Annotated in this window: 31 protein-coding genes and 1 pseudogene; 29 read left to right on the top strand and 3 right to left on the bottom strand. The window is 65.6% G+C overall.

The window, feature by feature from the left end:
- Positions 1-7: 7 nt before the first annotated feature.
- Together CP556_RS12620 and CP556_RS12615 are read left to right on the top strand one after the other, a co-directional pair.
- A complete protein-coding gene (locus tag CP556_RS12620; protein WP_098725944.1) occupies positions 8-940 on the top strand; it encodes an ABC transporter permease in 933 nt (310 codons plus the stop codon).
- Complete coding sequence (locus CP556_RS12615) at positions 937-1,758, top strand: ABC transporter permease (protein ID WP_098725943.1); 822 nt, start codon at positions 937-939, stop codon at positions 1,756-1,758. Before CP556_RS12620 ends, CP556_RS12615 begins: the two co-directional genes overlap by 4 nt.
- A gap of 6 nt (positions 1,759-1,764) precedes the next feature.
- On the opposite strand, the gene CP556_RS12610 is transcribed toward CP556_RS12615, so the two are convergent.
- Entirely contained in the window at positions 1,765-2,289 is a 525-nt protein-coding gene (locus CP556_RS12610) for a winged helix-turn-helix domain-containing protein (protein ID WP_098725942.1), read from the bottom strand.
- Positions 2,290-2,606: 317 nt separating this feature from the next.
- Between CP556_RS12610 and CP556_RS12605 the strand changes: the two genes are divergently transcribed.
- The 14 genes from CP556_RS12605 (at position 2,607) to CP556_RS12540 (ending at position 13,349) form a co-directional block, all read left to right on the top strand.
- Complete coding sequence (locus CP556_RS12605; protein ID WP_098725941.1) at positions 2,607-2,963, top strand: DUF5789 family protein; 357 nt, start codon at positions 2,607-2,609, stop codon at positions 2,961-2,963.
- Between the two features lie 297 nt (positions 2,964-3,260).
- On the top strand, positions 3,261-3,872 hold the full coding sequence (locus CP556_RS12600) for a translation initiation factor IF-2 subunit beta (RefSeq protein ID WP_098725940.1): 612 nt from the start codon (positions 3,261-3,263) through the stop codon (positions 3,870-3,872).
- A gap of 191 nt (positions 3,873-4,063) precedes the next feature.
- Positions 4,064-4,705, top strand: a complete 642-nt coding sequence (locus tag CP556_RS12595; protein ID WP_098725939.1) for an HAD family hydrolase — start codon at positions 4,064-4,066, stop codon at positions 4,703-4,705.
- A 39-nt stretch (positions 4,706-4,744) separates the two neighbouring features.
- Positions 4,745-5,821 carry an adenosylcobinamide-phosphate synthase CbiB gene (gene cbiB, locus CP556_RS12590; RefSeq protein ID WP_098725938.1) on the top strand — a complete coding sequence of 359 codons (1,077 nt, stop codon included), beginning with the start codon at positions 4,745-4,747 and terminating at the stop codon, positions 5,819-5,821.
- Positions 5,812-6,591 (top strand): adenosylcobinamide-GDP ribazoletransferase, encoded by a 780-nt coding sequence (gene cobS, locus CP556_RS12585; protein WP_098725937.1) that lies wholly within the window; start codon positions 5,812-5,814, stop codon positions 6,589-6,591. The genes cbiB and cobS overlap by 10 nt, the downstream gene beginning before the upstream one ends.
- Entirely contained in the window at positions 6,591-7,178 is a 588-nt protein-coding gene (locus tag CP556_RS12580) for an NTP transferase domain-containing protein (protein WP_098727393.1), read from the top strand. Before cobS ends, CP556_RS12580 begins: the two co-directional genes overlap by 1 nt.
- A gap of 2 nt (positions 7,179-7,180) precedes the next feature.
- The gene (cobT, locus tag CP556_RS12575; RefSeq protein WP_098725936.1) at positions 7,181-8,236 is read left to right on the top strand and encodes a nicotinate mononucleotide-dependent phosphoribosyltransferase CobT; all 1,056 of its coding nucleotides are present in this window, start codon (positions 7,181-7,183) and stop codon (positions 8,234-8,236) included.
- Positions 8,226-9,284 (top strand): pyridoxal phosphate-dependent aminotransferase, encoded by a 1,059-nt coding sequence (locus CP556_RS12570; protein ID WP_098725935.1) that lies wholly within the window; start codon positions 8,226-8,228, stop codon positions 9,282-9,284. The genes cobT and CP556_RS12570 overlap by 11 nt, the downstream gene beginning before the upstream one ends.
- Positions 9,281-10,102 (top strand): adenosylcobinamide amidohydrolase, encoded by an 822-nt coding sequence (locus tag CP556_RS12565; protein WP_098725934.1) that lies wholly within the window; start codon positions 9,281-9,283, stop codon positions 10,100-10,102. Before CP556_RS12570 ends, CP556_RS12565 begins: the two co-directional genes overlap by 4 nt.
- A gap of 424 nt (positions 10,103-10,526) precedes the next feature.
- Positions 10,527-11,003: a DUF8009 family protein gene (locus tag CP556_RS12560; RefSeq protein WP_098725933.1), complete on the top strand. Its 477-nt coding sequence runs from the start codon at positions 10,527-10,529 to the stop codon at positions 11,001-11,003.
- A 142-nt stretch (positions 11,004-11,145) separates the two neighbouring features.
- Positions 11,146-11,382, top strand: coding sequence for a hypothetical protein (locus tag CP556_RS12555; RefSeq protein ID WP_098725932.1), 237 nt, complete (start codon positions 11,146-11,148; stop codon positions 11,380-11,382).
- Positions 11,383-11,505: 123 nt separating this feature from the next.
- On the top strand, positions 11,506-12,249 hold the full coding sequence (locus CP556_RS12550) for a fumarylacetoacetate hydrolase family protein (RefSeq protein WP_098725931.1): 744 nt from the start codon (positions 11,506-11,508) through the stop codon (positions 12,247-12,249).
- Positions 12,250-12,409: 160 nt separating this feature from the next.
- Positions 12,410-12,922, top strand: a complete 513-nt coding sequence (locus CP556_RS12545) for a YkgJ family cysteine cluster protein (RefSeq protein ID WP_098725930.1) — start codon at positions 12,410-12,412, stop codon at positions 12,920-12,922.
- Between the two features lie 142 nt (positions 12,923-13,064).
- Complete coding sequence (locus CP556_RS12540) at positions 13,065-13,349, top strand: translation initiation factor eIF-1A (protein WP_098725929.1); 285 nt, start codon at positions 13,065-13,067, stop codon at positions 13,347-13,349.
- Positions 13,350-13,545: 196 nt separating this feature from the next.
- On the opposite strand, the gene CP556_RS12535 is transcribed toward CP556_RS12540, so the two are convergent.
- Positions 13,546-13,737 carry a hypothetical protein gene (locus tag CP556_RS12535; RefSeq protein ID WP_098725928.1) on the bottom strand — a complete coding sequence of 64 codons (192 nt, stop codon included), beginning with the start codon at positions 13,735-13,737 and terminating at the stop codon, positions 13,546-13,548.
- Between the two features lie 149 nt (positions 13,738-13,886).
- Here CP556_RS12535 and CP556_RS12530 point away from each other — a divergent pair.
- From CP556_RS12530 to CP556_RS25985, 5 genes and pseudogenes are all read left to right on the top strand, one after another.
- Positions 13,887-14,138, top strand: a pseudogene (locus CP556_RS12530) (hypothetical protein); the annotation flags it as partial.
- Between the two features lie 153 nt (positions 14,139-14,291).
- Entirely contained in the window at positions 14,292-15,773 is a 1,482-nt protein-coding gene (locus tag CP556_RS12525) for a phytoene desaturase family protein (protein WP_098725927.1), read from the top strand.
- Positions 15,774-15,813: 40 nt separating this feature from the next.
- Positions 15,814-16,686 (top strand): prenyltransferase, encoded by an 873-nt coding sequence (locus CP556_RS12520; RefSeq protein WP_098725926.1) that lies wholly within the window; start codon positions 15,814-15,816, stop codon positions 16,684-16,686.
- A 145-nt stretch (positions 16,687-16,831) separates the two neighbouring features.
- A complete protein-coding gene (cruF, locus tag CP556_RS12515) occupies positions 16,832-17,674 on the top strand; it encodes a bisanhydrobacterioruberin hydratase (RefSeq protein ID WP_098727392.1) in 843 nt (280 codons plus the stop codon).
- Positions 17,675-17,767: 93 nt separating this feature from the next.
- Positions 17,768-17,929 carry a hypothetical protein gene (locus CP556_RS25985; RefSeq protein ID WP_176548183.1) on the top strand — a complete coding sequence of 54 codons (162 nt, stop codon included), beginning with the start codon at positions 17,768-17,770 and terminating at the stop codon, positions 17,927-17,929.
- Between the two features lie 263 nt (positions 17,930-18,192).
- Here the strand turns inward: CP556_RS25985 and CP556_RS12510 are convergent, their stop codons facing one another.
- Positions 18,193-19,143, bottom strand: a complete 951-nt coding sequence (locus CP556_RS12510) for a phytoene/squalene synthase family protein (RefSeq protein ID WP_098725925.1) — start codon at positions 19,141-19,143, stop codon at positions 18,193-18,195.
- 406 nt (positions 19,144-19,549) lie between these two features.
- Between CP556_RS12510 and CP556_RS12500 the strand changes: the two genes are divergently transcribed.
- The 8 genes from CP556_RS12500 to gdhB all read left to right on the top strand — a co-directional run bounded on the left by CP556_RS12500 (position 19,550) and on the right by gdhB (position 26,144).
- A complete protein-coding gene (locus tag CP556_RS12500; protein ID WP_098725923.1) occupies positions 19,550-19,792 on the top strand; it encodes a hypothetical protein in 243 nt (80 codons plus the stop codon).
- A 174-nt stretch (positions 19,793-19,966) separates the two neighbouring features.
- A complete protein-coding gene (locus CP556_RS25980; RefSeq protein ID WP_176548182.1) occupies positions 19,967-20,128 on the top strand; it encodes a hypothetical protein in 162 nt (53 codons plus the stop codon).
- A 103-nt stretch (positions 20,129-20,231) separates the two neighbouring features.
- Positions 20,232-20,633: a peptide-methionine (R)-S-oxide reductase MsrB gene (gene msrB / locus CP556_RS12495; protein ID WP_098725922.1), complete on the top strand. Its 402-nt coding sequence runs from the start codon at positions 20,232-20,234 to the stop codon at positions 20,631-20,633.
- 157 nt (positions 20,634-20,790) lie between these two features.
- Positions 20,791-20,997 carry a DUF2196 domain-containing protein gene (locus tag CP556_RS12490; protein WP_098725921.1) on the top strand — a complete coding sequence of 69 codons (207 nt, stop codon included), beginning with the start codon at positions 20,791-20,793 and terminating at the stop codon, positions 20,995-20,997.
- A 147-nt stretch (positions 20,998-21,144) separates the two neighbouring features.
- Positions 21,145-21,318, top strand: a complete 174-nt coding sequence (locus CP556_RS25975; RefSeq protein ID WP_176548181.1) for a DUF7556 family protein — start codon at positions 21,145-21,147, stop codon at positions 21,316-21,318.
- Positions 21,319-21,508: 190 nt separating this feature from the next.
- A complete protein-coding gene (locus tag CP556_RS12485; protein WP_098725920.1) occupies positions 21,509-24,559 on the top strand; it encodes a GAF domain-containing protein in 3,051 nt (1,016 codons plus the stop codon).
- Between the two features lie 110 nt (positions 24,560-24,669).
- Positions 24,670-24,816, top strand: a complete 147-nt coding sequence (locus CP556_RS25310; RefSeq protein WP_141551674.1) for a rubrerythrin-like domain-containing protein — start codon at positions 24,670-24,672, stop codon at positions 24,814-24,816.
- 2 nt (positions 24,817-24,818) lie between these two features.
- Positions 24,819-26,144, top strand: coding sequence for a glutamate dehydrogenase GdhB (gene gdhB / locus CP556_RS12480; RefSeq protein ID WP_098725919.1), 1,326 nt, complete (start codon positions 24,819-24,821; stop codon positions 26,142-26,144).
- Positions 26,145-26,313: the final 169 nt, after the last annotated feature.

Here is a 26,313-nt window from a genome sequence, read left to right as displayed (position 1 = left end):
TGACCCAATGAGCAGCGAAACCACATCGACGACGGCAGAGACGCCCGATCGAATCGAATCGATCCGACAGCGACTGATGGAGAGCGAGCGGTTCGGCTACCTGCTCTCCCCGGGATCAGGACTGCTGTGGGTGCTGTTGTTCCTGTTCCTGCCGTTGACGGTCATCGTCGCGTTCAGTTTCTTCCGGGCCGGCGAGTTCGGGACCATCATTTACGAACCGACGCTCGAGAACTACCGGCGGTTCGTCAACGGAACCGTCTATCAGCGCGTGATCGGTCGATCGCTGCTGATCGGCGTCGTGACGACGCTGATCGTGTTACCGTTCGGGTACACGCTCGGATACTTCCTGGGACGGTCCAAAAGCCGCTGGACGCCGATCCTGTTGGGACTCGTCGTCGTCCAGTTCTGGGTCCCGCTCGTGATCCGTACCTACGCGTGGATCCCGATCCTGGGCCGACAGGGGATCGTCAACGACTTCCTGCTGTGGCTCGGCGTCGTTAGCCAACCGGTCGAGATACTCTATACGACCCACGGGATGATTCTCGGCCTGTCGGTGAGCATCTTGCCGTTCATGGTACTGCCGGTGTACTCGATCGTCAGCACGATCGACGAGGAAATCATCCAGGCGGCGAAGACCCTGGGTGCAAGCGATGCTCGGGCGTTCCGGGAGGTGACGTTTCCCCTCTCCTGGCCCGGCATCGTCTCGGGCATCCTGTTCACGTTCATCCTCTCGGCGGGATCGTATCTGGCACCCCAGCTTCTCGGCGGGACCGGCGACCGACTGATCGCACCCGTCATCGAGACCGTGTTCAGCCAGGACTTCAACTGGCCGTTCGCGGCGACGCTGTCGCTCGTCTACGTGGCACTGATCGTGGGTATACTCTACCTGTTCAGTAGAAAAGCGGATATCGAGGAAGCACTCGAGGGAACCCAGCTATGAGCATTCGCGAGTACGTCTCCGACGTTGAAACGAACTGGAACTGGCACGGGATCAAACTCGTCTCGGCGCTGGTCTACCTCAGCATGATCCTCCCGCTCGTCGTCGTCGTCGTCAACTCCTTCAGCGCGCAACGGATCGCGACCTTCCCGCCGGAGGGGCTGACGCTGGAGTGGTACGTCGAGTTCTTCAGAGACGAGATGTTCCTGAGCGCCGTCTGGGTGAGCACGCAGGTCGGAATCGCCGCCGCGATACTGGCGGGCGCGATCGGCACGCTCACTGCCATGGGATTCGTCCGGAAGCCGTTTCCCATGAAAAAGGCGCTTTCGATCGCGCTCCTGACCCCGATGATCGTCCCGCCCGTGATCGTCGGCGTCGCGGCGACGAGCTTCTTCACCGAGATCGGACTGGATCGGAGCATCTGGTGGCTGATCGTCATGCACACGCTGCTCGCGTTGCCCTACGCGTTCCTGATCGTCCGCAGTCGCCTCTATCTCTTCGACGAAACGCTCGAGGACGCGGCGATGACCCTCGGCGCGGATCGGCTGGTGACGTTCCGAGAGATCACGCTTCCACAGATCGCGCCCGCGATCATCACGGCGATGGTGCTCTCGTTCGTCATCTCCTTTGGCGAGTTCACCGCCTCGCAGTTCTGGGTGCAGCGGGAAACGACCACGGTACCGGTCGTCATCTACTCGATGGTGCGAACGACGATCACGCCGAAGGTGAACGTGCTCGCGACGCTCGTGCTCGTGATCACGATGGTCGTCCCGGTCGTCGGCCTCGCGATCCAGCGCTGGCTGACCAGCGACACCAGCTGACCCCGTTCACGATTCGTCGAGCAGTTCGAAGATTTTCGGATCTGTTCTGAACTTCAACATGTTGTGTGCAACGGAGTTGCGAACGTTCAGGACGACGTCGCCGTACTCCCGGTAAAAGTCGTGGATCCACTTCGACTCCGCCTCGCGCGTTCTGAACATCATGATCGTCTTCCACTGATACTCCCCGTTCGAAATGAAGTACATCATGGTGTGTTCGTCATCGATGATGTACTCCATCGCCTCTTTCCAGTTGTCGCTGAATCCCCACGGGAAGAATTTGAACTCGAACAGCGCGAAATTGTAAAACTCCTCGTTCGGGAGGATGGCTTCGTGAAAGATCCGCGACTCCCGCATCTTCCGGATCGTTTCACTCACCGTGACGTTCGAGATATCGATATCGTATTTCTCCTCGAGGAGGTCCGCGAGCTCGCGACTCGTGATCTGCGGGTCGGACGCTAACTCTCGAAGGATCTTGATGTCCCGATCTTTGAAATCCCAGTCGATGTCGTCCGGTTGGGGCTCTCCGGGCATGGTACTGTTTCGTTCATGAAATCATATTTACGTTCCGTGTTCGGACGGTCACCGTTCGGAAGCGATCGACGCCGTAAACCCGCCGGAATCGCATGTTCTTCCGGAAGAATCACGTGCTACGGCGGGCGTCGCGTTATCTCGGCAGCCCGTCATATTTATGCGGGGTTGAGAGAACTCCCACATCGACACGGCGACGACCGCACCAACGTGTACTCTTCGGATACAGTGCGATCGAGCCGACACTGTGAGTTGATTCCCCTGACGAACCCGCGAGCGCCGGCCGGCCGCTTTTCCGACGGGTCGCGATACCTCCATCGATGAGCGACGAGAGCCCTAACCGAGACCGCGCGCAGGATCGCGCCGAACAACGCAAATCCGAACGGGCCGACCACACGGAATCGATCCTCGAGGACGTCGAACGCCATCTCGGCGAGATGGAGTATCCGGTGACCAGCGAGGAGCTCGCCTCGGAGTACGCCGACCAGCCGATCGACATGCCCAACGAGACGGAATCGCTGGGCAGCGTCTTCGACCGGTTGGCCGACGAACAGTACGACTCTCCCGAGGCGGTGCGCGAGGCGGCCTACGGCGAGCTCACCGGCGAGGCCGGGAGCCCCAACGAGGCCAACGCCGAGCGTGATCTCGACGAACTGAACGAGGAGAAACAGGGGTAGCTCAGCGAAAGCGGCGGCAGCACGTATTGAGTCAGCGAGGTCCCACCGCATCGATCCCGTCCCACTATAGTGGCCACTGAAACGATTTACATACTGATCGCAACACCGTCATGCGATCAGGTGTGCAGTGACTTTCAGTGGCTACTATACTGTAGTCACTGAAACGACTCATACCCCGATCGCAGAGCCGACGTGCGATCGGGTGTGCAATGACTTTCAGTAGTTACGATATCGCCGAACCGCCGGGCGGATCGTGATAGCAGAACGGATTTACGTTCCCAACACCTGTTCTCGCGTATGGATTACGAAGCGAGTCTCGACCGAGCGATGGAGGAAGTCCCCGATATCGGGGGCGACGAAGAGCGGCTACAGATCCCCGATCCGCAGCCCCAGAAGGACGGTGCGTTCACGCGCGTCACGAATCTCGACGAGATAGCCGACGTGCTCTCGCGGGACACGGAGCATCTCCACCGGTTCATCCAGCGGGAACTGGGGACCAGCGGCAAACTCGAGAACGGCCGCGGCCGGTACAACGGCACATTCTCGCAGACGGACCTCAGCGCGGCGATCGACGCCTACGTCGACGAGTACGTCCTCTGTTCGGAGTGTGGCCTGCCGGATACGCGCCTCGTCCGCGAGGACCGAACGCCGATGTTGCGCTGTGACGCCTGCGGTGCGTTCCGACCGGTCACCAAGCGCTCGACCAGCAGCCAGCAGCAACAACAGCAAGACGCCGTCGAGGAGGGCCAAACCTACACGGTCGAAATCACCGGGACGGGCCGCAAGGGCGACGGCGTCGCGGAGAAGGGGAGCTACACGATCTTCGTCCCCGGTGCCGAAGAGGGCGACGTCGTGGAGATCTACATCAAGAACATCTCCGGCAACCTCGCATTCGCCCGACTCGACTGATACGGTCTGCTGTAACGATTTACCGGTGTGACCGCGATACGGCCTGCGGTCGCACCGGAACTGACTGACAGCAGTCCGTATGAAACGGACTCGAGTCCGCGCTCGTTCGGCTCGAGCGGTCTACTGTGCGACGGGCCGACCCGCACCGCCGGATCGAGGAATTGAAGTCAGCTTGTTCTAGTCACAGTTCTATGGGAGTATCGTTCGACCTTTTCGGGACGCTCGTGACCGCCGACCGGCCAGACGATCCGGCCACAGCCGTGGCGACCGAACTCGCCAAGCGGGACGTGACGGTGCCCGACGACTGGGCCGACGCCTATGCGGAACCACACGTCGATGCGCCAGACGGTGCGGAGGTACCGCTGCCGGCCCACGTCTCCCGCGCGCTCGCGAGTTGCGGCGTCGACTACGAGCACAACGCCGCCCGACGAGCCGTCGTCGCGGCGTTCGATCCGACCGTCGAGACCAAACCAGGAGCGCTCGAGGCGGTCGACGCCGCCCGCGAGCGGGGGTCGGTGGCGATCTGTTCGAACTGCAGCGTCCCGGAGTTGGTCGGGCGGACGCTCGTCAGGTCCGACTTCGAGCGCGACGATTTCGACGCGATCGTGACGAGCGTCGGCTGTGGCTGGCGCAAGCCCGCCCCGGAAATCTTCGAACTGACGGCCGACGAACTCGGCGTCGCCCCCGCGGATCTGATCCACGTCGGCGACGATCCGGAGGCCGACGGCGGGATCGAGGCCGTCGGCGGAACGGCGCTGGTGCTCGAGGGGCGATCGCTCGCGGACGTGCCGGCGCGACTGGCGACGGTCGCCGAATGCAGCAGTCATGACTGAGCGGTCACATTCCCCTGGCAGCATGGAAGGGACCGCGACGTGCTGACGACGCTTTCGGTCATCGGGCTGGCGTTCAGCCTCGATCTCCTGCTCGGCGAGCCGCCGACCGCCGCCCATCCGGTGGCCTGGTTCGGCCGGCTCGTGGATGCGCTCGACCGGGAGTGGAGCGAGACCGAGCGCGGCCAGCGGCTGGCCGGCGTCGCAATCGCCGTTCTCGCTCCGCTCGTCCCCGCCGGTATCGCCGGCGGTATCGTCCTCGCTGCGACAACGTTCCATCCAACGGCCGGCGGGGTCGCCGCCGCGCTCGTCCTCTTCCTGACGACCAGCCTGCGCTCGCTGCTCGAGCTCACCGCGAACGTCGTTGCGGCGACCGAGAGCGACCTCGAGACGGCTCGCCAGCGGGTTAGGGGACTGGTCGGCCGGGACACGTCGACCCTCTCGGCCGGCGAGCTTCGCAGTGCGGCCGTCGAGAGCGCGGCCGAGAACCTCGCTGACGGGCTCGTCGCGAGCCTCCTCCCCTTCGCGGTACTCGCGCCGGTGTCGCTGCCGGCCGCCGCGGCGGTCGCCGCGTGGGTCAAGGGCGTCAACACGCTGGATTCGATGCTCGGCTACCCCTCGAAGCCGATCGGCACCGGCAGCGCGCGGCTCGACGACCTCGTGATGTCCCTGCCCGCCCGGATCGCGGCCGTCACGATCGCCGTCGCCGCGGCCGACCCGCTCGCGATCGGTCGCGCTCGACGGTGGGCGCGCGTCCCACCATCGCCGAACTCCGGCTGGCCGATGGCGACGCTGGCCTGCGCGCTCTCCGTTCGACTCGAGAAGCCGGGCGTCTACGCGCTCAACCCCGACGCCGACCTCCCGACGCTAGCGGACGGCGAACGAGCCGTTGCAGTCGTCGGGCGGGCTGCCGTCGTCTCCGTCGTCGTCGCCGTGGCGCTCGCAGTGCTCGTCTCGGAGTCGGGCCAGGGACTCGAGTTCGCTCGCGGAGCGGCCGTCGGGCTCCCGTTCGCACCGATCGGTGCATCGGCCGCCCGGTTCCCGCTCGTGTCGCTCGAGGGTTCGGACCGTGAATCAGTCGGCGGTCGGATCACGGCGGTGAGCGCGAAATGGCGGTGACCGGCCGCTGGATCGGCGCCGTTCGCGGCGCGCTCGGGTTTCTGACGCGGCTCCCGATCGGCTACCGCGACGGCGACTGGGACGCGTTCCGGGCGACGCCGGCGGCGTTTCCGATCGCCGGTCTCGTGGCGGGTGGGCTGACGGCGATCCCGCTACTTGCTGCGGGCACACTCGCAGCGCCGACCGTCGCGCTGGGATACCTGCTGTCGGTGTACGCCGTGACGGGGATCCACCATCTCGACGGTATCGCCGATCTGGGCGACGCGCTGGTCGTCCACGGCGACGCGGAGCGGCGGCGAGGGGTGCTGAAGGACACGACGACGGGCGTCGGCGCGATACTGGCAGTGGCGATCACCGTCGCCGCGCTGGCGCTCGCTGGGCTCGGACTGGCTGGTCTCTCCATCCGCGCGGCGATCGGCGTCGCGATCGGCGCGGAAGTCGGAACGAAACTCGGGATGGCCGCGATGGCCTGTTTCGGCCGCGCGGCGACCGACGGGATGGGCAAACGGTTCACCGACGCGGCCGCGCCCGTATCGTTCCTGCTGCCCGTAGCGGTCGCCCTCGCAGCGGCCGCCAGTATCGGGGCCGCTCTGGGCCGGCCGCTCCCCGTCGCGGTCGCGCTCACCGGTGCCGTCGCCGGGATCGCGCTCCCCTGGTACTGGGCCGACCGGCATCTCGGAGGGATCAACGGCGATATCTTCGGCGCGGCCAACGAGATCGGTCGCGTCGCCGGCGTCCACCTGGGGGTGATCGCGTGGACGCTGTCGTGATGTGTGGCGGGAAGGGCACCCGCCTCGAGAGTCCCCACGAGAAGCCGTTGCACCCGATCGACGGAACGGCGATGGTCGATCGCATGCTGGCCGGACTCCGGGAGAGCGAGGTCGAGACGATCTACGCCGCCGTCTCGCCGAAGGCACCGGAGACGCGGACTCACCTCGAGGACCGCGACAGTGTCGCGACGATCGAGACGGCCGGCGACGGCTACGTGACTGACCTGATAGCCCTCCTCGAGCGGTCCGAACTCGCGCCGCCGATTCTGACCGTCGCCGCGGACCTACCGCTGCTCGAGGGACCGGTCGTCGACCGGGTGCTCGCGGCGCACGGCGACAGCGACGCCTCGCGGACCGTCTGCGTTCCCGCGGCGCTCAAACGGCGCCTCGGGGTCAGTATCGACGCACGACTCGAGCCCGATGACCACCTCGCGCCGACCGGGGTCAACGTCGTCGGGACGACGGATGAATCCACGACTATGACAGACGTACGCTACGATCCACGACTGGCGGTGAACGTGAACCGACTCGAAGACGCCCGCGTCGCGGCCGACCGGCTGCAGCGCCGATCCGCGGAGGGACGCTAACGATGCGGCTCCTTCTCCCTGCCGGGACGACCGAGACGGCCCTGATCGACGGCATTAGCGCCGCCGGGGCCGCCCCGGAGCTGATGGAGCACACGCCCTCGGCGGACGTCGAGATCCTCGAGTACGGGGAACCGGTTATGTCGCCGGTGACGCCAGTAAGTCCGAACGGCTGTCCGACGCCCGCCGCCGTGACCCGGGCAGTTCGGGAAGTGATCGGCTTCGACGTGTCGGTGATCGACGCGGGACTCACGCAGTCGACGGCCGCGCCGACGATCGACCTCGACGTGGGCCCCGGCGACGATATCCGCGAATCGGTGGCCGTGCCGGACGCGAGAGCGACCTTCGATCGCGCGTCCAACTACGGCGCGAGCCTGCCGGACGACCGGCTCGTAATCGGCGAGACGGTCCCCGGCGGGACGACGACCGCGCTCGGGGTTCTCACCGCGCTCGGCGAACCCGCCGGCGTCTCCTCCTCGCTGCCCGAGAATCCGATCGAGCGCAAGCGTCGAGTCGTCGACGAGGCGCTGGCCGCGAGCGACCTCGAGCCGGGCGACTGCGACGGTGCGCCCCTCGAGGCGATCGAAGCCGTGGGGGATCCCGTCCAACCGACGGTGACCGGAATCGCAGCCGGCGCGCTCGAGGCCGGCACCGACGTGACGCTGGCCGGCGGGACCCAGATGGTCGCCGTCGCAGCCCTGTTGCGTCACGCCGGGATCGACGCGCCGCTATCGATCGCGACCACCTCGTTCGTGGCCGACGAACAGGGGGACCGACTGACGGACGCCTGCGAGCGCTTCGCCTGCGAGGTGACCGTCACCGATCCCGGCTTCGACGAGCGCGATCACGTCGCGATGGCGCGCTACTGCGCCGGCGAGGCCAAGGAGGGCGTCGCGATGGGCGGCGCGCTCTCGCTCATCCCCGAGGGCCGGATGGGCGAGGTCAGGGACCGGCTCGAGGCGGTCTGTGCTCGACTGGGTATCGAGAGCGAGGGCGGTGAATCGGGTGTCGAAAACGACGAAGGCAGTGACGGAGCCGAAGAGGGTACCCATGGACCCTAATTCGATCCGAACGGGGGAGCGAGTCCCTCACGGCGGCGAGACCGATCGCGACCTGCTGGATTTCTCGGCCAATACGAACCCGTGTACTCCCGACGGCGTCGCGGACGTGTACGCTGGCGCGCTCGAGGAGTCTCGTCGCTATCCGGACGACGGCTACCCGGAGTTCCGGGCCGCCGCGGCGGCGTTCATCGGCTGCGATCTGGACCGGGTGATCCCCACTCCGGGCGGACTCGCCGCGATCCGGCTGGCGATGGAAGCCACGCTCGAGCCGGGCGACGAGGCGCTGGTTCCCTATCCGAGCTTCGGCGAGTACGCCCGCGAAGTCGAGTTACAGGGAGCGACACCGCGGTTCGTTCGCTACGATGAGCTGTGCGAGATCGGGCCGACCGTACTCGAGGCGTCTGCGCTCGCGGTGCTCTGCACCCCGAACAACCCCACCGGGGACGCGATCGATTCGGACGCGCTCGAGGCGTTCGCGGCCCGCTGTGCGGACGCCGACACGACGCTCCTGGTCGACGAGGCGTTCCTCGGCTTCACCGACCGGCGGTCGGCGGCCGAACTCGAGCGGGAGAACGTCATTGTCGCCCGCTCGCTCACCAAACTGTTCGGCCTGCCGGGGCTGCGAGCCGGTTTCGCCGTCGCGAGCGGCGAGCAGCGGGACGCGCTCGCGACCGCCCGTCGCACGTGGTCGCTCGGGACGCCGGCCGCTCGAGTCGGGGCGCACTGCCTGCGGCGAAACGAGTTCGTTCGCGACACGCGCGAACGCGTCGCCGGCGAGCGCGAGCGGATGCGGGAGGCGCTCGAGCAACGGTTCGAGGTCCACGAATCGGTTGCCCCGTACCTCCTCTGTGACGTGGGAGATCGCGACGTATCGACCGTGGTCGACGACGCGCGAGCGGCCGGCGTGACGATCCGCGACGCGACGACATTCCGCGCGCTCGACTCCCACGTCCGGGTCGCGGTCAAAGACTGCGCGGCGAACGACCGACTGCTCGCGGCGCTCGGCGTTCGCGATTACAAAGACGACGACCGCGAAACCGATCGATGACTGCGACGGACACGGACTACGACACGATCCGACGAGACGGCGTCCTCCGGGTCGCCAGATCGGGGACCGAGTGGCTCTCGACCGGCTGGAACGGGGGCCGCCACACGGCGGACTGCGCGTACAACGTCTCGGTTCCGGAGGGTTGGGAGCGGACCGACCTCGGGACGTACGTCGACGAGCGCCTCGAGCGCGCGGGATTCGAGCCGACCGCCGCAGACGCAGCAACCGCCGGAGACGCGGTCGGCCCGGCCCTGCTGACCGGCGTCGACATCGCGGACGCTCGCGGCGCTCGCCGGGGTCCGGTGACGGCCTATGCGACCGCCGGAATTTCGAATCCGGCCGCGTTGCCGATGGATCCCGATCCCGTCGGCGCGACCGATCTCGACGGGGCAGCGACGGACGAATCGGCGCTCGAGCAGGGACGAGGAACCGTCAACGTCATCGTCGGGACGACGCGGGCCCTCGCACCGGGTGCGCTGGCGAATCTGATCGCGGTCGCCGCGGAAGCAAAGGCCGCGACGCTGCTCGCCGAAACAGGCTTTCCGGGCACGACGACGGACGCGGTCATCGTCGGCCACGATCCGTCGGGATCGGCGGCGGCGTTTTCGGGCAGTGGCACCGAGGTCGGCGCGGCCACGCGTGCGTGCGTTCGAGACGCGATTCGGGCGTCGCTACGCGTTCACTACACGGACAGCGATGTCTCTCTCCCGGAATCGGTCGCGGACGCGGCGTACGGCGTTTCGACGGACGATCGCGCCGAGGTCTTTCGACCGGGGCTCGAGCCGGGAGTCGACGACGATCGCGGTGCAACGGAGTGACTCGAGGCTCGGACCGCCTCACCCGACGGCTTCTATCGAACGGGTTCTACGGGTTACCACGGCTGCTCGAGATCCAGTGATCGATAGCGGGTAACCACGTTTCACTCCAAACCAGCCAACCGGCGTGCGGTGGCGCGCGCTGTCGGCGAGGCGTGACCGCAGGGAGCGCCTCGAAAGCGAACGGAGAACGAAGTGATCCGTGAGCAGACCGGCCGAACGAAAGTGAGGTCGGTCGATGACACTGCGCGAGGGATGAGCGAGTGCAACGAGCGAATCGGTTGGGGAGGACGTGGCGATTCCCTGTTGCCACGATAGCAGGACGCCTCGTCTCCGACAATCACATCAGTAACCCACCATTCCGTTCACGGACGTCACACAGTTCGAATCCCGGCAGTTAACCGGCCGCGAGTGCAATCCGTTGTCAATGGTCGACGAGGGCGATCCGTCAGTCGAAGACGACGACCCGTCAGCGATCCGTTCGATCGCGCTCTCGCCGGACGACGCCGTCGACGCCTACGCCTACAGCCGGGAGAATCCGGGCGAGGCAGTCCTCCGCGTAACGCCGCCGTTTCACGGCCGAATGCGGGCCCGAATCCACGTCTACCGCGTCGACGACACCGAACTGACCGGCGCGGTCCACCTCTCGCCCGCCGACGTCATCGCCGAGGACGTCGTCGCCGAGTATCCGGCCCTCGAGTCGACGCGCGACGCCGCCGACCCGGACGAGGAGCCAACCGACTCGGACGAGGGGACTGACTCGACGGAAGTCGACCGGATTCGCGAGCGCCACGCCGAGGCCGTCGAGGCGTGGCAGGCACGGGCCCGCGAGGCGATCGTCGAGACGGTCACGCTCGAGACCGACGACTGCTCACACCGCGTCGAACTCAAGACGCTCGGATAGCGAGCGCTCGACCGGCAAGTCAGCAGTGACTGCTGCTGTGACCTCCATCACAGTCCCGTTTCACCGACCGGGACTCCGTCCCGTACTTTCACTTTCACTCCGGACGGATCGGTTTGACGTACTATCACTCCAACTGAAACGTATGTCACTGATCATTGAAGGAGCCGACGAACGGATCGATTCCGACGAAGGGAGTGAACGACGCGACCGTCGCTCGACCGTCGACCACACGAACCGAGCGACTCAACAGCACCAACGGATCGACGTCACCGACCTGCACGCCGCAGGGATCGACGAGTACGTCCGCACGAACGTCGAGACCGACGACGTCTCGCTCGAGCACCGTGGGAGCCGAACGTACCTGCGACTCGAGGAGTGAGCGACTGGCGCTCGAGATGCTACCGACGGTCGACGGTCAGTGTCGACCTCGATCGATCCGGCTGACTCGGCCCTGTCAGGTCGAACCGGTAGCACTAATCTCTCTGGCCCGAGAGCGCCGGGCATGAAATACGCGCGGATCGCAACCGACGACGGACCGGTTGCCGGACGATACGAGGACGGCGTCGTTCACACCGACGACGGCGTCTACGAGGTCGACACGGAAGCGGCCTTCCTGCCGCCCTGCGAACCCTCGGCACTATACTGCGTCGGCCGGAACTACGCGGCGACCCTCGATCAGATGGCGTACGAGCGGCCCGACGAACCCACCTTCTTCATCAAGCCGCCCGCGTCGCTCGTCGGCCACGAGGATCCGATACCCTATCCCGGTTTCAGCGACGAAGTGACCTACGCCGGCGAGCTCGCGGCCGTCATCGACGACCCCTGTCGGAACCTCTCGGAAGACGAGGTCCCCGAGGTCGTCCGCGGCTACACGATCCTGAACGATATGGACGCGCTCGACCAGGAGAACCTACCGGCCCGGAAAGCGTTCGACGCCTCCGGTCCGCTCGGTCCGTGGATCGAAACCGCCGTCGACCCGACAGACATCGACATGCACACCGACGTGGCTGGCGAGCGTCGACAGGAAGCCAACACGGAACGGATGCTGTTCGATCCGTACGAGATTATTGCCTTCCTCTCGCGGCGGTTCACCCTCCGTCCCGGTGACGTGATTTCGTTCGGCAGCCCCGCGAATCCTGGCCTCGTCGAACCCGGCGATACCGTCGAGATTACCTACGACGGCGTCGGCACGCTCCGGAACACGGTCGCCGACTCGAGCGAGCGGGAAACGCTGCCGCTCGAGTAGGCGACGATTCGCGCGTCGAACCGAATGTGGACGTGCGACGACACTCCGACCGAACGGCTATCGGACGGGCCGTTCAGCGTCGGCGCGGTGAATCCCGGTTCCCGCGTCCGGGAGCCGATCGGTAGAAAGGCACTTCACGGCGACCGCCCACCACCGACACGTGAGCGCTGACGCTACGCGACGCGTCGAGGTGTATCCCGACCGCGAGGTCGTCGTCGAGTTCGATCCCGCCCTCACGTTCGAGTGCGTCGACGACTGCACGTGGTGTTGCCACCACGGCGTGCTCCTCTACGATCGGGACCTCCTCGAGTTAGCCCAGCGGGCGAACCTCGCCGAGACCACGACGGAGTTTCGCGGCGAGAAGTTCGTCACGCGCGAGGCGAAAGACCGCGACGATCACGTCGCCGAGGACGGCCACGCCTGCGCCTTTCTGCGGGAGGACGGCCTCTGCTCGCTACACCTCGAGGAAGACTGGAAACCCACTCGGTGTTCGGTCTTCCCGCTGGGCGTCTGGCTCGAGGATGGCGACCTCCACGTCGATATCCGGGATTCGGCCCACGAACACTGCGAGGGGTTGAACGTCAGCGACCGGAGTGTTATCGACAACCTCGAGGCCTTCTTACCGGAAGTGCTGTGGGATCTCGAGAATCCGGATTCGGACCGCGAGCTCTAGCCGGAGCGCAGACCGGGACCGCTCGAGCGGCTGAATTCGCCCATTCTTCTGGCTCGAATACGAATATATTGCCATCTATTCACACGAGATTCGCTACCATGCCTCTCCAAGTGTTTAAAAGTCTGCCGCACGTAGTCAACCTGTGTCAGAAGACTCCGGGCGACGGAACCTCCGTATGCCCAACAGCGATGAAGTATTCGCCGTCGTAACCGAACACCTCGGTGGCAATCACGTTCGCCTCCGCTGTGAGGACGGCGAAGAGCGTCTCGGCCGCATTCCCGGGCGCATGAAATACCGTACCTGGATCGAGCCAGACGACATCGTCGTCGCCGAGCCATGGGACTGGCAAGACGAGAAGGCCACGATCGAGTGGCGCTACACTGGTCAGGACGCAGATCAACTGCGTCGCGAAGGCCACATCGATTGAACCCCGGTATCGGTTCCGCTTTCAACTAGATTTCTCCGCACCGACAGTTCGTCCGTAGCGGTTGCACTCTCGTACCGAGAACCTCGGAGGCGTGAGACGCCGATCCCGACAGTATTCACTCTCGCCCGCGTCAGCGCTGTCCTGTCGCCGGAAACGTGACGCTATCGGGCCGACCGGAACGCTCTGTGAGCGATCGCTACTCTCGACGGTCGGTCCGCGCGTCGACGCGCATCTCGACGTAGCGATCCGGCCAACTCTGGCAGTGTATCCGGAGTGACTCGAGTGCAGTCGCGACGAGTTTCTCCGTCGGGGTGGGGTCGGTCGCGTCGCCGCTGTCCTCTCCCGCGGACTGCACACCCGGTTCGTGGGGCCCCTCTGAAAAACCCATTGTGTTAGCACGTACCACGGGTGGTGTGATAAATATTGAGGACGTTTCGACCGGTCGGATGACAGGCGAGGATCACCCCCTCAGTCACCGCCATTGCGCGCCTCACCCACATGAACGGTTCACAGGATGGCGATAGACGGAATACTCTTATTCTTCACTTCCAAACGCAGCGCTCACGGTTCAGTGACATCGTCTTCATCGCACCACTGCCGTTCGTCCTCAGGGTGTACTTCTTCGCACCAACGTCCGGTAGTGGCGGGACTAGCTACTGGCTGGAGTACTGGTGGCTCTGTATCCCGTTCGTCATCGGTGCGACCATCGTCAACACCGTCGGGATCAGTGGCTCCACACTGTTCGTCCCCTTCCTCATCTTCGTCTTCCCGCTGTTCGCGTACCCCCTATAGGGCCGCTCGAGTCGCAATTCGGTTAGCCGACAGTCTATGAGACGGCGACGTGTTTTCACCGTAACCGGAATTCCGCCTCGAGCGAACGGTCCCGATTCCCTACATAGGTATGATATACGTTTAACATCGGCCCCATACTCACGTCCGGATATGGAATCGCTGGCCGGTGAGTCGATCGTCGTGATCGGGGGCGGCATCGGTGGGCTCTCGACGGCCTGTTACCTCGCCGACGCGGGTGCCGACGTGCGCGTCATCGAGAAGAACGAACAGCTCGGCGGCCGCGCGAGCCGACTCGAGAAAGATGGCTTCCGATTCGATATGGGGCCCTCGTGGTATCTGATGCCGGACGTCTTCGAGCGTTTTTTCGCCGAGTTCGGCCGGACGCCCAGCGACTATTACGACCTCTCGCATCTCGACCCACATTACCGAATCTTCTTCAAGGATGGCGATCGGGTGGACGTCACGCCGGACCTCGAGCGAACGAAGGCCGTCTTCGAGGAGTACGAGGCGGGCGCGGGCGAGACCCTAGAGCGATACCTCGAGAAGTCCAAAGAGAACTACGAGGTGGGGATGGAACACTTCGTCTACGAGGACCGCGAGCGACTACGGGACTACATCGATCCCAACGTGGCTCGGCAGGCTCGCGGCCTCTCGCTTTTGGGGTCGATGCAGGGCCACGTTGAGGACTACTTCGATCATCCGAAACTTCAGCAGATCATGCAGTACACGCTGGTGTTTCTGGGCGGTTCGCCGACCAATACGCCCGCGCTGTACAACCTGATGAGCCACGTCGATTTCAACCTCGGCGTCTGGTACCCCGATGGCGGGATCGGCGCGGTCATCGACGGCGTCGCGGAACTGGGTGCCGAACTCGGCGTCGAGTACGATACCGACCGCCCCGCCACGGAGATCAAGGGCCGCACGGGCGGGTTCGAGGTCGAAACCCAAGCGGGACCGGTACAGGCGGATCTGGTCGTGAGCAACGCCGACTACGCCCACACGGAACAGGAGTTGCTCACACCCGAGCGCCGCGGCTACGACGCGGACTACTGGGACGAACGGACGTACGCCCCGTCCGCGTTCTTGCTCTATCTCGGCGTCGAAGGTGACGTCGACCAACTCGCCCATCACACGCTCGTGCTCCCGACCGACTGGGAGGACCACTTCGATCAGATCTTCGACGATCCGCAGTGGCCCGACGACCCCGCCTACTATTGCTGCGTTCCATCGGAGACCGACGACGACGTCGCGCCCGAGGGCCACAGCGCCCTGTTCGTCCTCGTCCCGATCGCGCCCGGCCTCGAGGACACGCCCGGAATCCGCGACCGGTATCGCGACACGGTCCTCGCCGACATCGCTTCGAACACGGGAACCGACCTGCGCGACCGGATCGTCCTCGAGGAACGGTTCGCGATCGACGACTTCGCGAGCCGGTACAACAGCTACGAGGGGACGGCGCTGGGGCTGGCCCACACGCTCCGCCAGACCTCCCTCTTTCGGCCGCCACACCGCTCCAAAGAGGTCGACGGCCTCTACTTCGTGGGCGGCGACACCACGCCCGGAATCGGCGTGCCGATGTGTCTCATCAGCGGCGAACTGACCGCCGAGAAAGTGCTCGAGGATCACGGATGACGGCGATGACCGAGCGCGACAAACCCTCGAGACGCCACCGATGAGTCCGGAACCGACGGCCGCGGGCGAGCGGAACGCGAGCGACCGGCTGTCGTACCTGCTGACGCTCTCGCGGCCGCGGTTCTGGCTGTATCTGGCGGGCCCGGTGCTCGTGGGGATAGCCTACGCCACAGACGCCGTCGGCGAACTGTTTGCGCCCGCGGCGATCGTGCTGTTCGCCTACTTCCTCCTGCCGGCAAACGTCTTCCTCTACGGGATCAACGACGTCTATGACCGGGAGATCGACGCGGCCAACCCGAAAAAGGAGGACCGAGAGGCACGCTATCGGGGACAGGGGTACGTTCCCCTCGCCGTCGGGCTCTGTGCGGCCCTTCCCGTGCTGTTCGTACCGCTGGTCGGGACGGCCGCGCTGCCGTGGCTGATCGCCTTTCTCGTTCTCGGCGCGGCCTACAGCGCCCCGCCGCTCAGGCTGAAGACGACCCCGCCGCTCGATTCGGTCTCGAACGGGCTCTACGTCACACCGGGGGCCGCCGCCTACGCCGCCGTCGCCGGCGCGCAACCGCCCCTCCTCGCGATCGCCGGCGGCTGGCTGTGGGCGATGGGGATGCACACGTTCTCGGCGATCCCCGACATCGAGCCCGATCGCGAGACGGGGATCCGAACGACCGCGACGGTGCTCGGCGAGCGCCGTACCTACGCGTACTGCGGCGCGTGCTGGGTTGCGAGCGCGGCAGCCTTCGGCGCGCTCGACGTGCGGCTGGGCGCGCTCATGCTCGTCTATCCCGCGCTCGTCGTCGCGATCGCGACCGCGAGCGTCGCCGTCGAGCGCGCCTACTGGTGGTTCCCGGCGATCAACACCGTCGTCGGCGCGCTTCTGACGATGGGGGGCCTCTGGAGGCTACTGTATGGGTAGCGAGGACCCGAACCGCTCGCCGTCGAACTCACAGTCGAGTTCCGGACCAGAAGGGGGTTCGGGGCCGGAGCGGAGTTCGGGTCCGGAGCCGAGCGCCAATCCCAACTCGAGGCCGCGTTCCCCCGACAGTGCCGACACCGACGGGATGACGCGAGCGTCCGTCCAGCGGCGGCTCGAGGCCCTCGTCCGCGAGAATCGGTTCACCATCGCGGTCGTCTTCCCGGTCGTCGGTGCGGTGACGCTCGTCGCGAGCGCCGAGGGGCTCCTCCCGCCGCTCCTGTCCTATAACCCCCTCCTGATCCTGTTCGGAACGCTCGTCATGCGCTCGCCGCTGGTCGTAGCCCTGCTCCCCGAAATCGACCGCCGAGCGCTCGCCCTCCTCGGCGTCCTGACGGCGTACACGTACGCGATCGAACTCGTCGGGGTACGCACGGGCTGGCCGTACGGGACCTTCGAGTACGGGATTCGGCTCGGGCCGATGGTAGGCGGCGAGGTTCCGCTCGCGCTGCCGCTGTTTTTCGTCCCGCTGGTGCTGAACGCCTTCCTGCTCGCGCTACTGGCGCTCGGCGAGCGGGCCGCGCGGGTCGTCCCGCGCGTGTTCGCGGCGATCGCGGCGGTCCTCGCCGTCGATCTGGTGCTCGATCCCGCGGCCGTCGCCATCGGGTTCTGGACGTACGTCCCGCCGGGGGACTACTACGGCGTTCCGGGCTCGAACTACCGCGGCTGGCTCCTCTCGGGGGCCGTCGCCGTCGTCCTCGTCGATCTCGCGTTCGATCGCACGGCCGTGCTCGAGCGCGTCCGTGCCTGCGAATTCGCGCTGGACGATCTGGTGAGTTTCCTCGTGCTGTGGGGAACGATCAACGCGCTCTACGGCCAGTGGCTGCCCGTCGGCGTCGCCGGCCTGTTCTGTCTCGTGCTCCTCCGGACCGATCGCTACGACCTGGAGACGGTTCGAGCGGCGCTCCCGGGCGTTCGAGACCGACGGTAGTGCCGTGCATCGATCGCGAGCGGTGAGCGGATCGATACCGACGGCGGGAAATTCCGGCCGGTACCTTTTGCGCTCGGGAGGAGTATCACCGGCATGGCGACGAAGGAGCCGGTCGAATGTCCGGTCTGTCGCGAACCGCCCGACGCGAGCCAACAGCTCGAGGACCACCTCTTCACGGAACACTCGAAACGAAAGCTAGCGAAGTTCATCGTGGCCGAAACGGCCGTACTGGCAAACGGCGACGCGGCCGAGTAGCGCCGCGGTCGTCTCGCGAGTCGAACGCGGCCCTCGCGAGCGAAACGGGTGCCGAGTGCAATCATGGTCGTTCGGGCTGTGCGTCGGCCCGCGTCGATGGCTGGCGAGCACCGGTCGACGGCCGAACGCGAACGAAGGACATCCGGTACCCGAACCGAGCGACCCCATATCGGGGCGGTTCGAAATAGAGTAGTCACTGAAACGATTTACACGCTGATCGTATCGCTAGCATGCGATCAGGTGTGCAGTGACTACGATAGCACTCAGCGCATCGGGACGGTATCCCCGCGTTCGGAGGCGCGGTGGTCCGGTTCGCCCGACGGCACCGCCGACACGCGCTGGAACACCGCCTCAGGATCGCGGTTCCAGTGCCAGTGCCACCGCGTCTTCGCGAGACACCACAGCTTTCGAGTCGTGGACAGCGACGGCTCCTGCGAGAGCACGTCGTATCCCTGGGCTCGGATGACGGCGTGGTGTTCCGCGTAGAGGACCGCCGCCAGCAACACCGGAAGCTGACAGTCCTCGGGAAGATATCGAATGCCGGCGACGCCTTCGCGGTAAAGCTCCTCCGTCCGCTGGAGTTCGGCGGCCATCGCCGCCGCGAACGAGTCGGAGAACTCGAGGCGCTCGATCTGGGCGGCGTCGACGCCGTGTTCCCGGAGCGTCTCCTGTGGAACGTAGATCCGATCCCGTTCGAGGACGTCCTCGCGGACGTCGCGGAGGAAGTTCGTCAACTGAAAGGCTTCGCCGAGTTTGATCGCGTGGGGGAGCGCGACCGCTTCGTCCTCGGACTCCATGATCGCGGTCATCATCACGCCGACCGCCGCGGCCGAGCCCCGCATGTAGGACTCGAGGTCGTCGTAGGTCTCGTAGCGCTCCGTCTCGATGTCGGTCGCCATCGCGTCGACAAAGGCGTCGATCTCGTCGTCGGCGATGCCGTACTCCGTTCGGAGTTCCTGGAAGGCCTCGAGCACGGGATCGTCGGGCTCTCGTTCGCCGAGGGCCTGTGCACGAAGTTCCTCGAGCCGAGCGCGCTGCGTTTCCGGCGGGACCCCGTCGGCGTCGTCGACGACTTCGTCGGCGATCCGGAAGAACGCGTAGAGGACGTGCGTGGCGTGTCGAACCCGCTCGGGGAGGAACCGCGTCGCGAGATAGAAGGTCTTCCCGGTTCGTTTCTGTATCGCCTTTCCTGCATCGATATGTTCCTGTTTCATTCTTTGACTCGTTGATCCCACCAGATGCGATCGGATGTTGATCTTACGACAGTTGCATATAAAGTAGCACACCCTCACTATGCTTACCGACCGCTGACCGCGGCCGGTCGGACAGTCGATACTTCGGTGAGTTCGTACCCGGAGAGCATCGGGTCGCGATTCAGCCGGAGTCGTACCCGAACTGGTCCGCGGACCGGGCCGTGAACCAGCGGTTCGAAACGTTCCAACCGCCGACGCGAGGTGAACCGGCTATCGGTGACGGACGGTCGTCCGCCCAATACCATCACCTATTAAACATGTTTGATAACGTTTTTGTAGTCGTTCGTGGACGACTTCCACGGAGATCGGGCGCGCTGGGATACAGATCCCTCAAACGACGAACAGAGCGCTGGAAACGAGCGAGCAGTTGGCGACGACGGTCGCTCGAGTACGGGCGCTCGGAGACGGTGGCCGAACTGACGAGGCGATCTCCGATTCGATCCACGCGAACGGACGGGTCGGTCCGACGACGGACGCCGTCGTCCGCCCGGCCCACCCCAGTAGCGCCGTCCACGCTCACCCCTGTCATTCGCGGTCGTCTGCACGGCCGGCCGTCTGCCGACGGTCGGTCGGGCGACCCGTTGGTACCGACGACGGAGTCGCTACGTGAAGCGACAACAGTGAAACGTTTCCGCCTCCAGCGGTTGCTCCCCGCCGAACGATCGGGATACGACATCGGTCTCACTCGACGGACGTGCAATCGACGCGGATTCCGTTTCAGCGCGTTCGACAGTCACTGTTGACTGAACAAACATCTATGGGTGCAACTAGCATAGATTGAGACATGGCCAGTAACGTAGTCACACACGAACGGTCACGGTGTCGCAACTGCGGCTTCGAAGCGCCCGGCGGGGACGACGAGTGGCAGCGAATCGAGGTCCCAAAACTGGGCCGAATGACGCAGTGTCCCGACTGCGAGAGCACGGACGTCATCACCAGCCGGTGACGACCGATCATCGAGCCGGCGAGCCCAGTAGGGCGGTACTCCGTCGCGATCCGAGACCGAGTTCGCAGACAGACTCTTGAGTGTCTCTCCCCTAGCGTTCGCCATGAGCAACGAGGCAGACCACCGGTCGAAAACCGACGACGAGTGGCGCGAGGAACTGAGCGAGGAGGAGTATCACGTCCTCCGTGAGGCGGGAACCGAATCGCCGTTCAGCGGCGAGTACGTCGATCACAAGGACGACGGCACGTACGCCTGTGCCGGCTGCGGGGCCGAACTGTTCGACTCCGAGACCAAGTTCGAGTCGGGGTGTGGCTGGCCCAGCTTCTACGACACCGACGACGACCGGATCGAGACCCGAACCGATACCAGCCACGGCATGCGCCGCACCGAGGTCCTCTGTGCCGACTGCGGCGGCCACCTCGGCCACATCTTCGACGACGGCCCCGATCCGACCGGCAAGCGCTACTGCATCAACTCCGCCGCCCTCGAGTTCGACGAGGAGTGACGAACGGATAGCGATTCGTATGCCTGATCGCGGTCCGACTGTCAGATCGTGGTTCGCGTTTCGGGTTCCGGATTGCGTTCGACGATCACCGCAACGGTCTCGGACGGCGGCGACTGCAGGCAGTGTCCTTTTCCAAATACTCGGCTCACCTCCGACCATGTCCAACGAACGACCGACCGCCGAGGAACTGCGACAGGGGATGGCTGTCGAAATCGTCCAGGACGATGCGGACCCACAATCCGAGGACACGGAGCCGATCATCGGCGAGATCGGAACGGTCTACGGTGACGAACCCGAAGGCCCACACGTGAAATTGAAAAGCGGCGTGGTCGGTCACGTTCAGTCGGTCGCCCTCGACGAGTAACACCCCGCCCGGTTCGAGTTCCGGTATTCGATCAGCGTTCCAGATTTGAATAGAGCGTAACAGAAATAGGCGCATTATTTCCGAAATTCAACCAGCAATCGGACGACTTCCGAAACATTCATGGTGTCTGTGAGAAGATACTCGAACATGGCACCCGAAGCGACGCCGGTCGGACGGCAGGTGGACGGGTCGAGCGATGTGATGGCGGCTATCGACGAGATCGACGGTCGATCGCACCTCGTCATCGCCGATATCGCTCGAGACGAGGCCTGGCTCGCCGTGTCCGAGGACGAGGCCGTCTCCCTGGACGAGAGTCGGTAGGCCGCTTCGGCTGTAACGCTTTCGAACGGGAGACTTTTTCGAGCGATAAATCGCGCCCGGCAGTCGATTCCGTTGTCGTGAAAAGCCACGCCATTCGTCGCGCGTCCTCAAGCGGTGACCGAGTATCGGTCGTCGCCGACCGCCCAACGGAGCGATAGGTTCTATCTTCAGGGGCTCATATGGGAAACGAATGGATTCTACACGGACGCTCGACGAGGCCCGACTCCTCGTCGTAGAGTCGCCCGAACCGAGAGCCGGTGTCCTCTCGGCCGCCCTCGGGGACGACGCGCTCGAGGTGGTCGCAGTGCCGACCGCGACCGCGGCGCTCGAGCGACTCGAGACGGACCACATCGACTGCCTCCTAACCGCACAGTCCCTTTCAGACGCGGAGACGTCCGGACTGGACCTCCTCGAGGCGGTTCGGGAGCGCGACCCCGATCTTCCGGTTGTGCTCGCGCCGGCCGAGGGCGACGAAGAACTGGCCAGCGAGGCGATTGCGATGGGGGTCACGGCGTACGTGCCGTGCGATCGGACCGGCGACGGCTCGAGCGACGACTGCCAAGCGGCGATCGAACGGGCGCTCTCGGAGGGGCGCGAAAGACGGCAGCAACGAGAGCGCGCGCGCCAGTTCGACGCGATCTTCGAGGGGGCGGAAACGCACTCGTGGGTGCTCGAACCGGACGGAACCGTCCGACGGGCCAACGAACCCGCGCTCGAGGCAATCGGCGCGACCGCGAGCGACGTCCGCGGCCGGCCGTTCGCGGCGCTTCCCTGGTGGCAGTGTACCGCAGACGGAAGAACAGCGCTCCGGGAAGCGATCGACCGAGCGCGGAGCGGAGAGATCGCACACCGAGAGCTGACGCAGATCCGCACCGATGGCACGGGTACAGATGACGGTGCGACCGGACGTGACGAGGGCGGCTCCGCGAGCGAGCCCACCGACCCGACCGACGGTTCCACCTTCGAGGTGACCATCCGGCCGGTCCGGGACGCGTCCGGTGACGTCGTCTCGCTGCTCGCACGGGCGAGCGACGTCACCGAGCGGGCCCGACTCGAGCGGGAGCTGCGAGCGTCGGAGGAACTCCACCGGGTGACGCTCAACAACATGACCGATACCGTCCTCATCACCGACGACGACGGTGAGTTCACCTACGTCTGTCCGAACGTCCACTTCATCTTCGGCTACTCCGACGACGAGATTCACGAGATGGGGACGATCGACGAGCTGCTCGAGCCGGACCTCTTCGATCGCGACGAACTCGAGTCGGCGAGCGCGTTGACCAACATCGAGTGTACGGCGACCGACCGCGCGGGCCGCGAGCACACCTTGCTGGTCAACGTCCGCGAAGTCTCGATTCAGGGCGGGACGACCCTCTACAGCTGCCGAGACATCACGAAGCGAAAGCGCCGCGAGGAGGCGCTGACGGCGCTCCATCGGACCGCTCGCGAACTCCTCTACGCCGAAACCGATCGCGAGATCGCCGACATCATCGTCGACGACGCAACGGACGTCCTCGACCTCGAGGCGAGCGCCGCGTACCTGTTCGATACGGACGTGAACGTGTTACGACCGGTCGCGTCCTCGTCGGGCATGGAACGGTTACACGGACCGATCCACGACCACCGGGCGACGGACGACAGCATTCCGGGTCGCGTCTTCATCGACGGCGAGAGCCAGTTCTTCGCGGACGTTCACGACGCCGCGTCGCTCTCGAATCCGGAGACCGACCTGCGAAGCGCCGCGTACGTCCCGCTCGGCGACCACGGCGTGTTCGTCGTCGGGTCGACTGCGTCGGGTGCGTTCGACGACGTCTCCCGGGAGGTGACCGACCTGCTGGCGGCGACCGCGGAAGCGGCGCTCGACCGGGTCGAACGAGAGCGAACGCTACGCGAGCGAGATCGCGAACTCAAGCGCCGAAATCGGCAGCTCACCCGACTCAACCGGATTAACGAGATTATCAGGGAACTCGATCAGGCACTGGTCGAGGCGGAAACCCGCGCCGAGATCGAACGGGCGGTCTGCGATCGGCTCACGGCCGCCGACCGGTTCTCGTTCGCCTGGATCGGGCAGCTCGATGCCGACGGCGATCGCCTCGAGCCGCGCGCTCACGGTGGCGCACGCAACGGCCGCGAGTATCTCGATAGCGTCTCGCTCTCGCTCGCGGACGCGAACGAACCCGCGGTCGGGACGGCGGCCGATCGCGAGGCGACCGTCGTCTCGAACGTCGCCGACGGACTCCGCGAGGAACCGTGGCGCTCCGAAGCGCTCGCCCGCGAGTATCAGTCGGCCGCGAGCGTCCCGCTGTCGTACGACGAGTTCACGTACGGCGTCCTGACGGTCTACGCCGACCGCCCCGACGCGTTCGACGACATGATCCGCGCCGTGCTCGCGGAACTCGGCGAGACGATCGCGTCCGCGATCGCCGCGGTCGAACGCAAGCGTGCGCTGGTCTCGGACGAGAACACGCGACTCGAGTTCGAGGTGGCCGACGAGACGTTCGTCTTCGCACGACTCGCTCGACTGGCCGACTGCGTGCTCTCCTCTGACGGCGTCGTTCGCCAGCACGAACGGGGCGCGTCGGTGGTCGCGACCGTCGACGGCGCGCCGCCGGCCGCCGTCGCGACTGCGGCCGCGGAGCTGGTCGGCGTCGAGCGCGCACAGGTCATTCACACGGACGAATACGGCGGCGGAGACGGCGACAGCGAGCCGACTGCCGATGCCGATGCTAGTGACGCCGAGACCACCGACACTGAGACCATCGACACCGACGATGGCGTCGGCGGTGGCGTCCTCTTGCATCTCTCCCGTCCGGTGCTCGCGGATCGGCTCGCGGATCACGGGGCGGTGTTACGGGGCGTCGAAGCGACCCCCTCGAGCGCCCGGGTCGTGATCGACGTTCCCCGATCGGCCGACGCGAGGGAAAGCGCCGACATCGTCTCGACGGCGTTCTCGGACGTCGAGCTCAGATCGAAACGGACCGTCGAACGTACGACGCCGCGGGACCTTCGCTCGGAGCTGCACGATCGGCTTACCGATCGCCAGCTCGAGGTCGTCACGCTCGCGTACTACGGCGGTTACTTCGAATCGCCGCGCGAGAATTCGGGCGAAGACGTCGCCGACGCCCTCGAAATTTCGCCGGCAGCGTTCTACCGGCACGTCCGGCACGTGCAGCGAACGCTCTTCGAAGTCGTGTTCGACGAAAACGGACTGCCGGAACCTCGATCGAAAGGGGTTGAATAGTGAACCCCTCTCGTTTGTCGACGCTAGTTATCTGACGGATATACTCATCCTAATATACCTTGTATTCCTTGGTGGACGAGTGCCCTGTCACCTCGTCAGTCGTCTCTCCCATGAACCACAAAGACGCTGAAGTCGACCCGCAGGCGGAATCGACCTACGAATGCTTCGACTGTGGAACCGTCGTTCGTGCGAGCGCACCGGACGCCTGTCCCGAATGCGGTGCCGAAATGCGCAATCGAGGGACACCGATCGAATAAGTATGGCCTCTCAGGACCGTTCTTCGCCGCCGACCCGAGAAGCGACGGCTGAATCGACCGACGCCGAAACCGCACTCGAGACCGCGCGCCGACAGCTGGATCGCGTCGCCGCACAGCTAGATATCGACGACGCCGTCATCGAACGTCTCTCCCACCCCACGGCGGTCCACGAGGTGACGATCCCCCTCGAACGCGACGACGGCTCGCTCGAGGTTTTCACCGGCTACAGGGCCCACCACGACAGCGTCCGCGGCCCCTACAAGGGCGGCCTGCGCTACCACCCCGGCGTGACCCGCGACGAGTGCGTCGGGCTGTCGATGTGGATGACCTGGAAATGCGCGGTGATGAATCTCCCCTTCGGCGGCGCGAAAGGCGGTATCGTCGTCGACCCGAAGTCGCTCAGCGACGACGAGAGGGAACGGCTCACGCGTCGCTTCGCACAGGAGGTCCGCGACGTGATCGGGCCGAACACGGACATCCCGGCGCCGGACATGGGCACCGACCCGCAGACGATGGCCTGGCTGATGGACGCCTACAGCATGCAGGAGGGCGAGACCATCCCCGGCGTCGTCACCGGCAAACCGCCCGTCATCGGCGGGAGTTTCGGCCGCGAGGAAGCGCCCGGCCGGAGCGTCGCCATCGTCACGCGGGAGACCTGCGAGTACTACGACTACCCGCTCGCCGAGACGACCGTCGCCGTCCAGGGCTTCGGCAGCGTCGGCGCGAACGCCGCGCGCCTGCTCGAGGCGTGGGGCGCGACGATAGTCGCCGTCAGCGACGTCAACGGCGCGGTCTACGATCCCGACGGAGTCGACGTCGACGCGATCCCGTCCCACGACGAGGAGCCGGAGGCCGTCACGCAGTTCGCGGCCACCCTCGAAGGGGGACCCGACGGACCGCGCCGGATCTCGAACGCCGAACTCCTCGAGTTGGACGTCGACGTGCTGATTCCCGCGGCCGTCGGCAACGTCATCACCGCCGACAACGCCGACGCCATCGCGGCCGACATCGTCGTCGAAGGGGCGAACGGCCCGACGACGTTCGCCGCCGACGCCATCCTCGAGGACCGCGGAATTCGCGTGATTCCAGACATCCTCGCGAACGCCGGCGGCGTCACGGTCAGCTACTTCGAGTGGCTCCAGGACATCAACCGTCGCGCGTGGTCACTCGAGCGGGTCAACGAGGAACTCGAGTCCGAGATGGTGACGGCCTGGACGACGCTCAAAGCCGAGGTCGAACGGCGGGACGTTTCCTGGCGCGACGCCGCGTACGCCGTCGCGCTCGACCGGGTTTCCGAGGCCCACGAGATGCGCGGTCTCTGGCCGTAAGTGAGCAGATGGATCGAACCCCGATTGATTTCCGTTTCCTTGTCACGGTTACTCCAACCGGCTGAGAGTGAGAAGAGTCGTCCTGCTATCGTGACAACAGGGGATCGCCACGCCCTCCCCAGCCGATTCGTTCGCTCGCAGGCTCGCTCACTCATCCCTCGCACGATTT

It is taken from the genome of Natrinema sp. CBA1119 (genome assembly GCF_002572525.1).
Taxonomy (GTDB): Archaea; Halobacteriota; Halobacteria; order Halobacteriales; family Natrialbaceae; genus Natrinema.
Note: the sequence above shows the minus strand (reverse complement) of the source record. Positions and strands in the feature narration are given on the sequence as shown.

What these genes read in the sequence shown, in the direction of transcription:
- CP556_RS12565 (WP_098725934.1), top strand. Translation starts at nt 9,281, where the DNA reads ATGACTGCGACGGACACGGACTACGACACGATCCGACGAGACGGCGTC.
- cobS (WP_098725937.1), top strand. Translation starts at nt 5,812, where the DNA reads ATGGCGGTGACCGGCCGCTGGATCGGCGCCGTTCGCGGCGCGCTCGGG.
- CP556_RS12510 (WP_098725925.1), bottom strand. Translation starts at nt 19,143, where the DNA reads ATGAAACAGGAACATATCGATGCAGGAAAGGCGATACAGAAACGAACC.
- CP556_RS12535 (WP_098725928.1), bottom strand. Translation starts at nt 13,737, where the DNA reads ATGGGTTTTTCAGAGGGGCCCCACGAACCGGGTGTGCAGTCCGCGGGA.
- CP556_RS12490 (WP_098725921.1), top strand. Translation starts at nt 20,791, where the DNA reads ATGTCCAACGAACGACCGACCGCCGAGGAACTGCGACAGGGGATGGCT.
- cruF (WP_098727392.1), top strand. Translation starts at nt 16,832, where the DNA reads ATGACGCGAGCGTCCGTCCAGCGGCGGCTCGAGGCCCTCGTCCGCGAG.
- CP556_RS25975 (WP_176548181.1), top strand. Translation starts at nt 21,145, where the DNA reads ATGGCACCCGAAGCGACGCCGGTCGGACGGCAGGTGGACGGGTCGAGC.
- CP556_RS12580 (WP_098727393.1), top strand. Translation starts at nt 6,591, where the DNA reads ATGTGTGGCGGGAAGGGCACCCGCCTCGAGAGTCCCCACGAGAAGCCG.
- CP556_RS12525 (WP_098725927.1), top strand. Translation starts at nt 14,292, where the DNA reads ATGGAATCGCTGGCCGGTGAGTCGATCGTCGTGATCGGGGGCGGCATC.
- CP556_RS12570 (WP_098725935.1), top strand. Translation starts at nt 8,226, where the DNA reads ATGGACCCTAATTCGATCCGAACGGGGGAGCGAGTCCCTCACGGCGGC.
- CP556_RS12595 (WP_098725939.1), top strand. Translation starts at nt 4,064, where the DNA reads ATGGGAGTATCGTTCGACCTTTTCGGGACGCTCGTGACCGCCGACCGG.
- gdhB (WP_098725919.1), top strand. Translation starts at nt 24,819, where the DNA reads ATGGCCTCTCAGGACCGTTCTTCGCCGCCGACCCGAGAAGCGACGGCT.
- CP556_RS12620 (WP_098725944.1), top strand. Translation starts at nt 8, where the DNA reads ATGAGCAGCGAAACCACATCGACGACGGCAGAGACGCCCGATCGAATC.
- CP556_RS25985 (WP_176548183.1), top strand. Translation starts at nt 17,768, where the DNA reads ATGGCGACGAAGGAGCCGGTCGAATGTCCGGTCTGTCGCGAACCGCCC.
- CP556_RS12520 (WP_098725926.1), top strand. Translation starts at nt 15,814, where the DNA reads ATGAGTCCGGAACCGACGGCCGCGGGCGAGCGGAACGCGAGCGACCGG.
- cobT (WP_098725936.1), top strand. Translation starts at nt 7,181, where the DNA reads ATGCGGCTCCTTCTCCCTGCCGGGACGACCGAGACGGCCCTGATCGAC.
- CP556_RS12605 (WP_098725941.1), top strand. Translation starts at nt 2,607, where the DNA reads ATGAGCGACGAGAGCCCTAACCGAGACCGCGCGCAGGATCGCGCCGAA.
- CP556_RS25980 (WP_176548182.1), top strand. Translation starts at nt 19,967, where the DNA reads ATGGCCAGTAACGTAGTCACACACGAACGGTCACGGTGTCGCAACTGC.
- CP556_RS12560 (WP_098725933.1), top strand. Translation starts at nt 10,527, where the DNA reads ATGGTCGACGAGGGCGATCCGTCAGTCGAAGACGACGACCCGTCAGCG.
- msrB (WP_098725922.1), top strand. Translation starts at nt 20,232, where the DNA reads ATGAGCAACGAGGCAGACCACCGGTCGAAAACCGACGACGAGTGGCGC.
- CP556_RS12555 (WP_098725932.1), top strand. Translation starts at nt 11,146, where the DNA reads ATGTCACTGATCATTGAAGGAGCCGACGAACGGATCGATTCCGACGAA.
- CP556_RS12550 (WP_098725931.1), top strand. Translation starts at nt 11,506, where the DNA reads ATGAAATACGCGCGGATCGCAACCGACGACGGACCGGTTGCCGGACGA.
- CP556_RS12615 (WP_098725943.1), top strand. Translation starts at nt 937, where the DNA reads ATGAGCATTCGCGAGTACGTCTCCGACGTTGAAACGAACTGGAACTGG.
- CP556_RS12600 (WP_098725940.1), top strand. Translation starts at nt 3,261, where the DNA reads ATGGATTACGAAGCGAGTCTCGACCGAGCGATGGAGGAAGTCCCCGAT.
- CP556_RS25310 (WP_141551674.1), top strand. Translation starts at nt 24,670, where the DNA reads ATGAACCACAAAGACGCTGAAGTCGACCCGCAGGCGGAATCGACCTAC.
- CP556_RS12485 (WP_098725920.1), top strand. Translation starts at nt 21,509, where the DNA reads ATGGATTCTACACGGACGCTCGACGAGGCCCGACTCCTCGTCGTAGAG.
- CP556_RS12610 (WP_098725942.1), bottom strand. Translation starts at nt 2,289, where the DNA reads ATGCCCGGAGAGCCCCAACCGGACGACATCGACTGGGATTTCAAAGAT.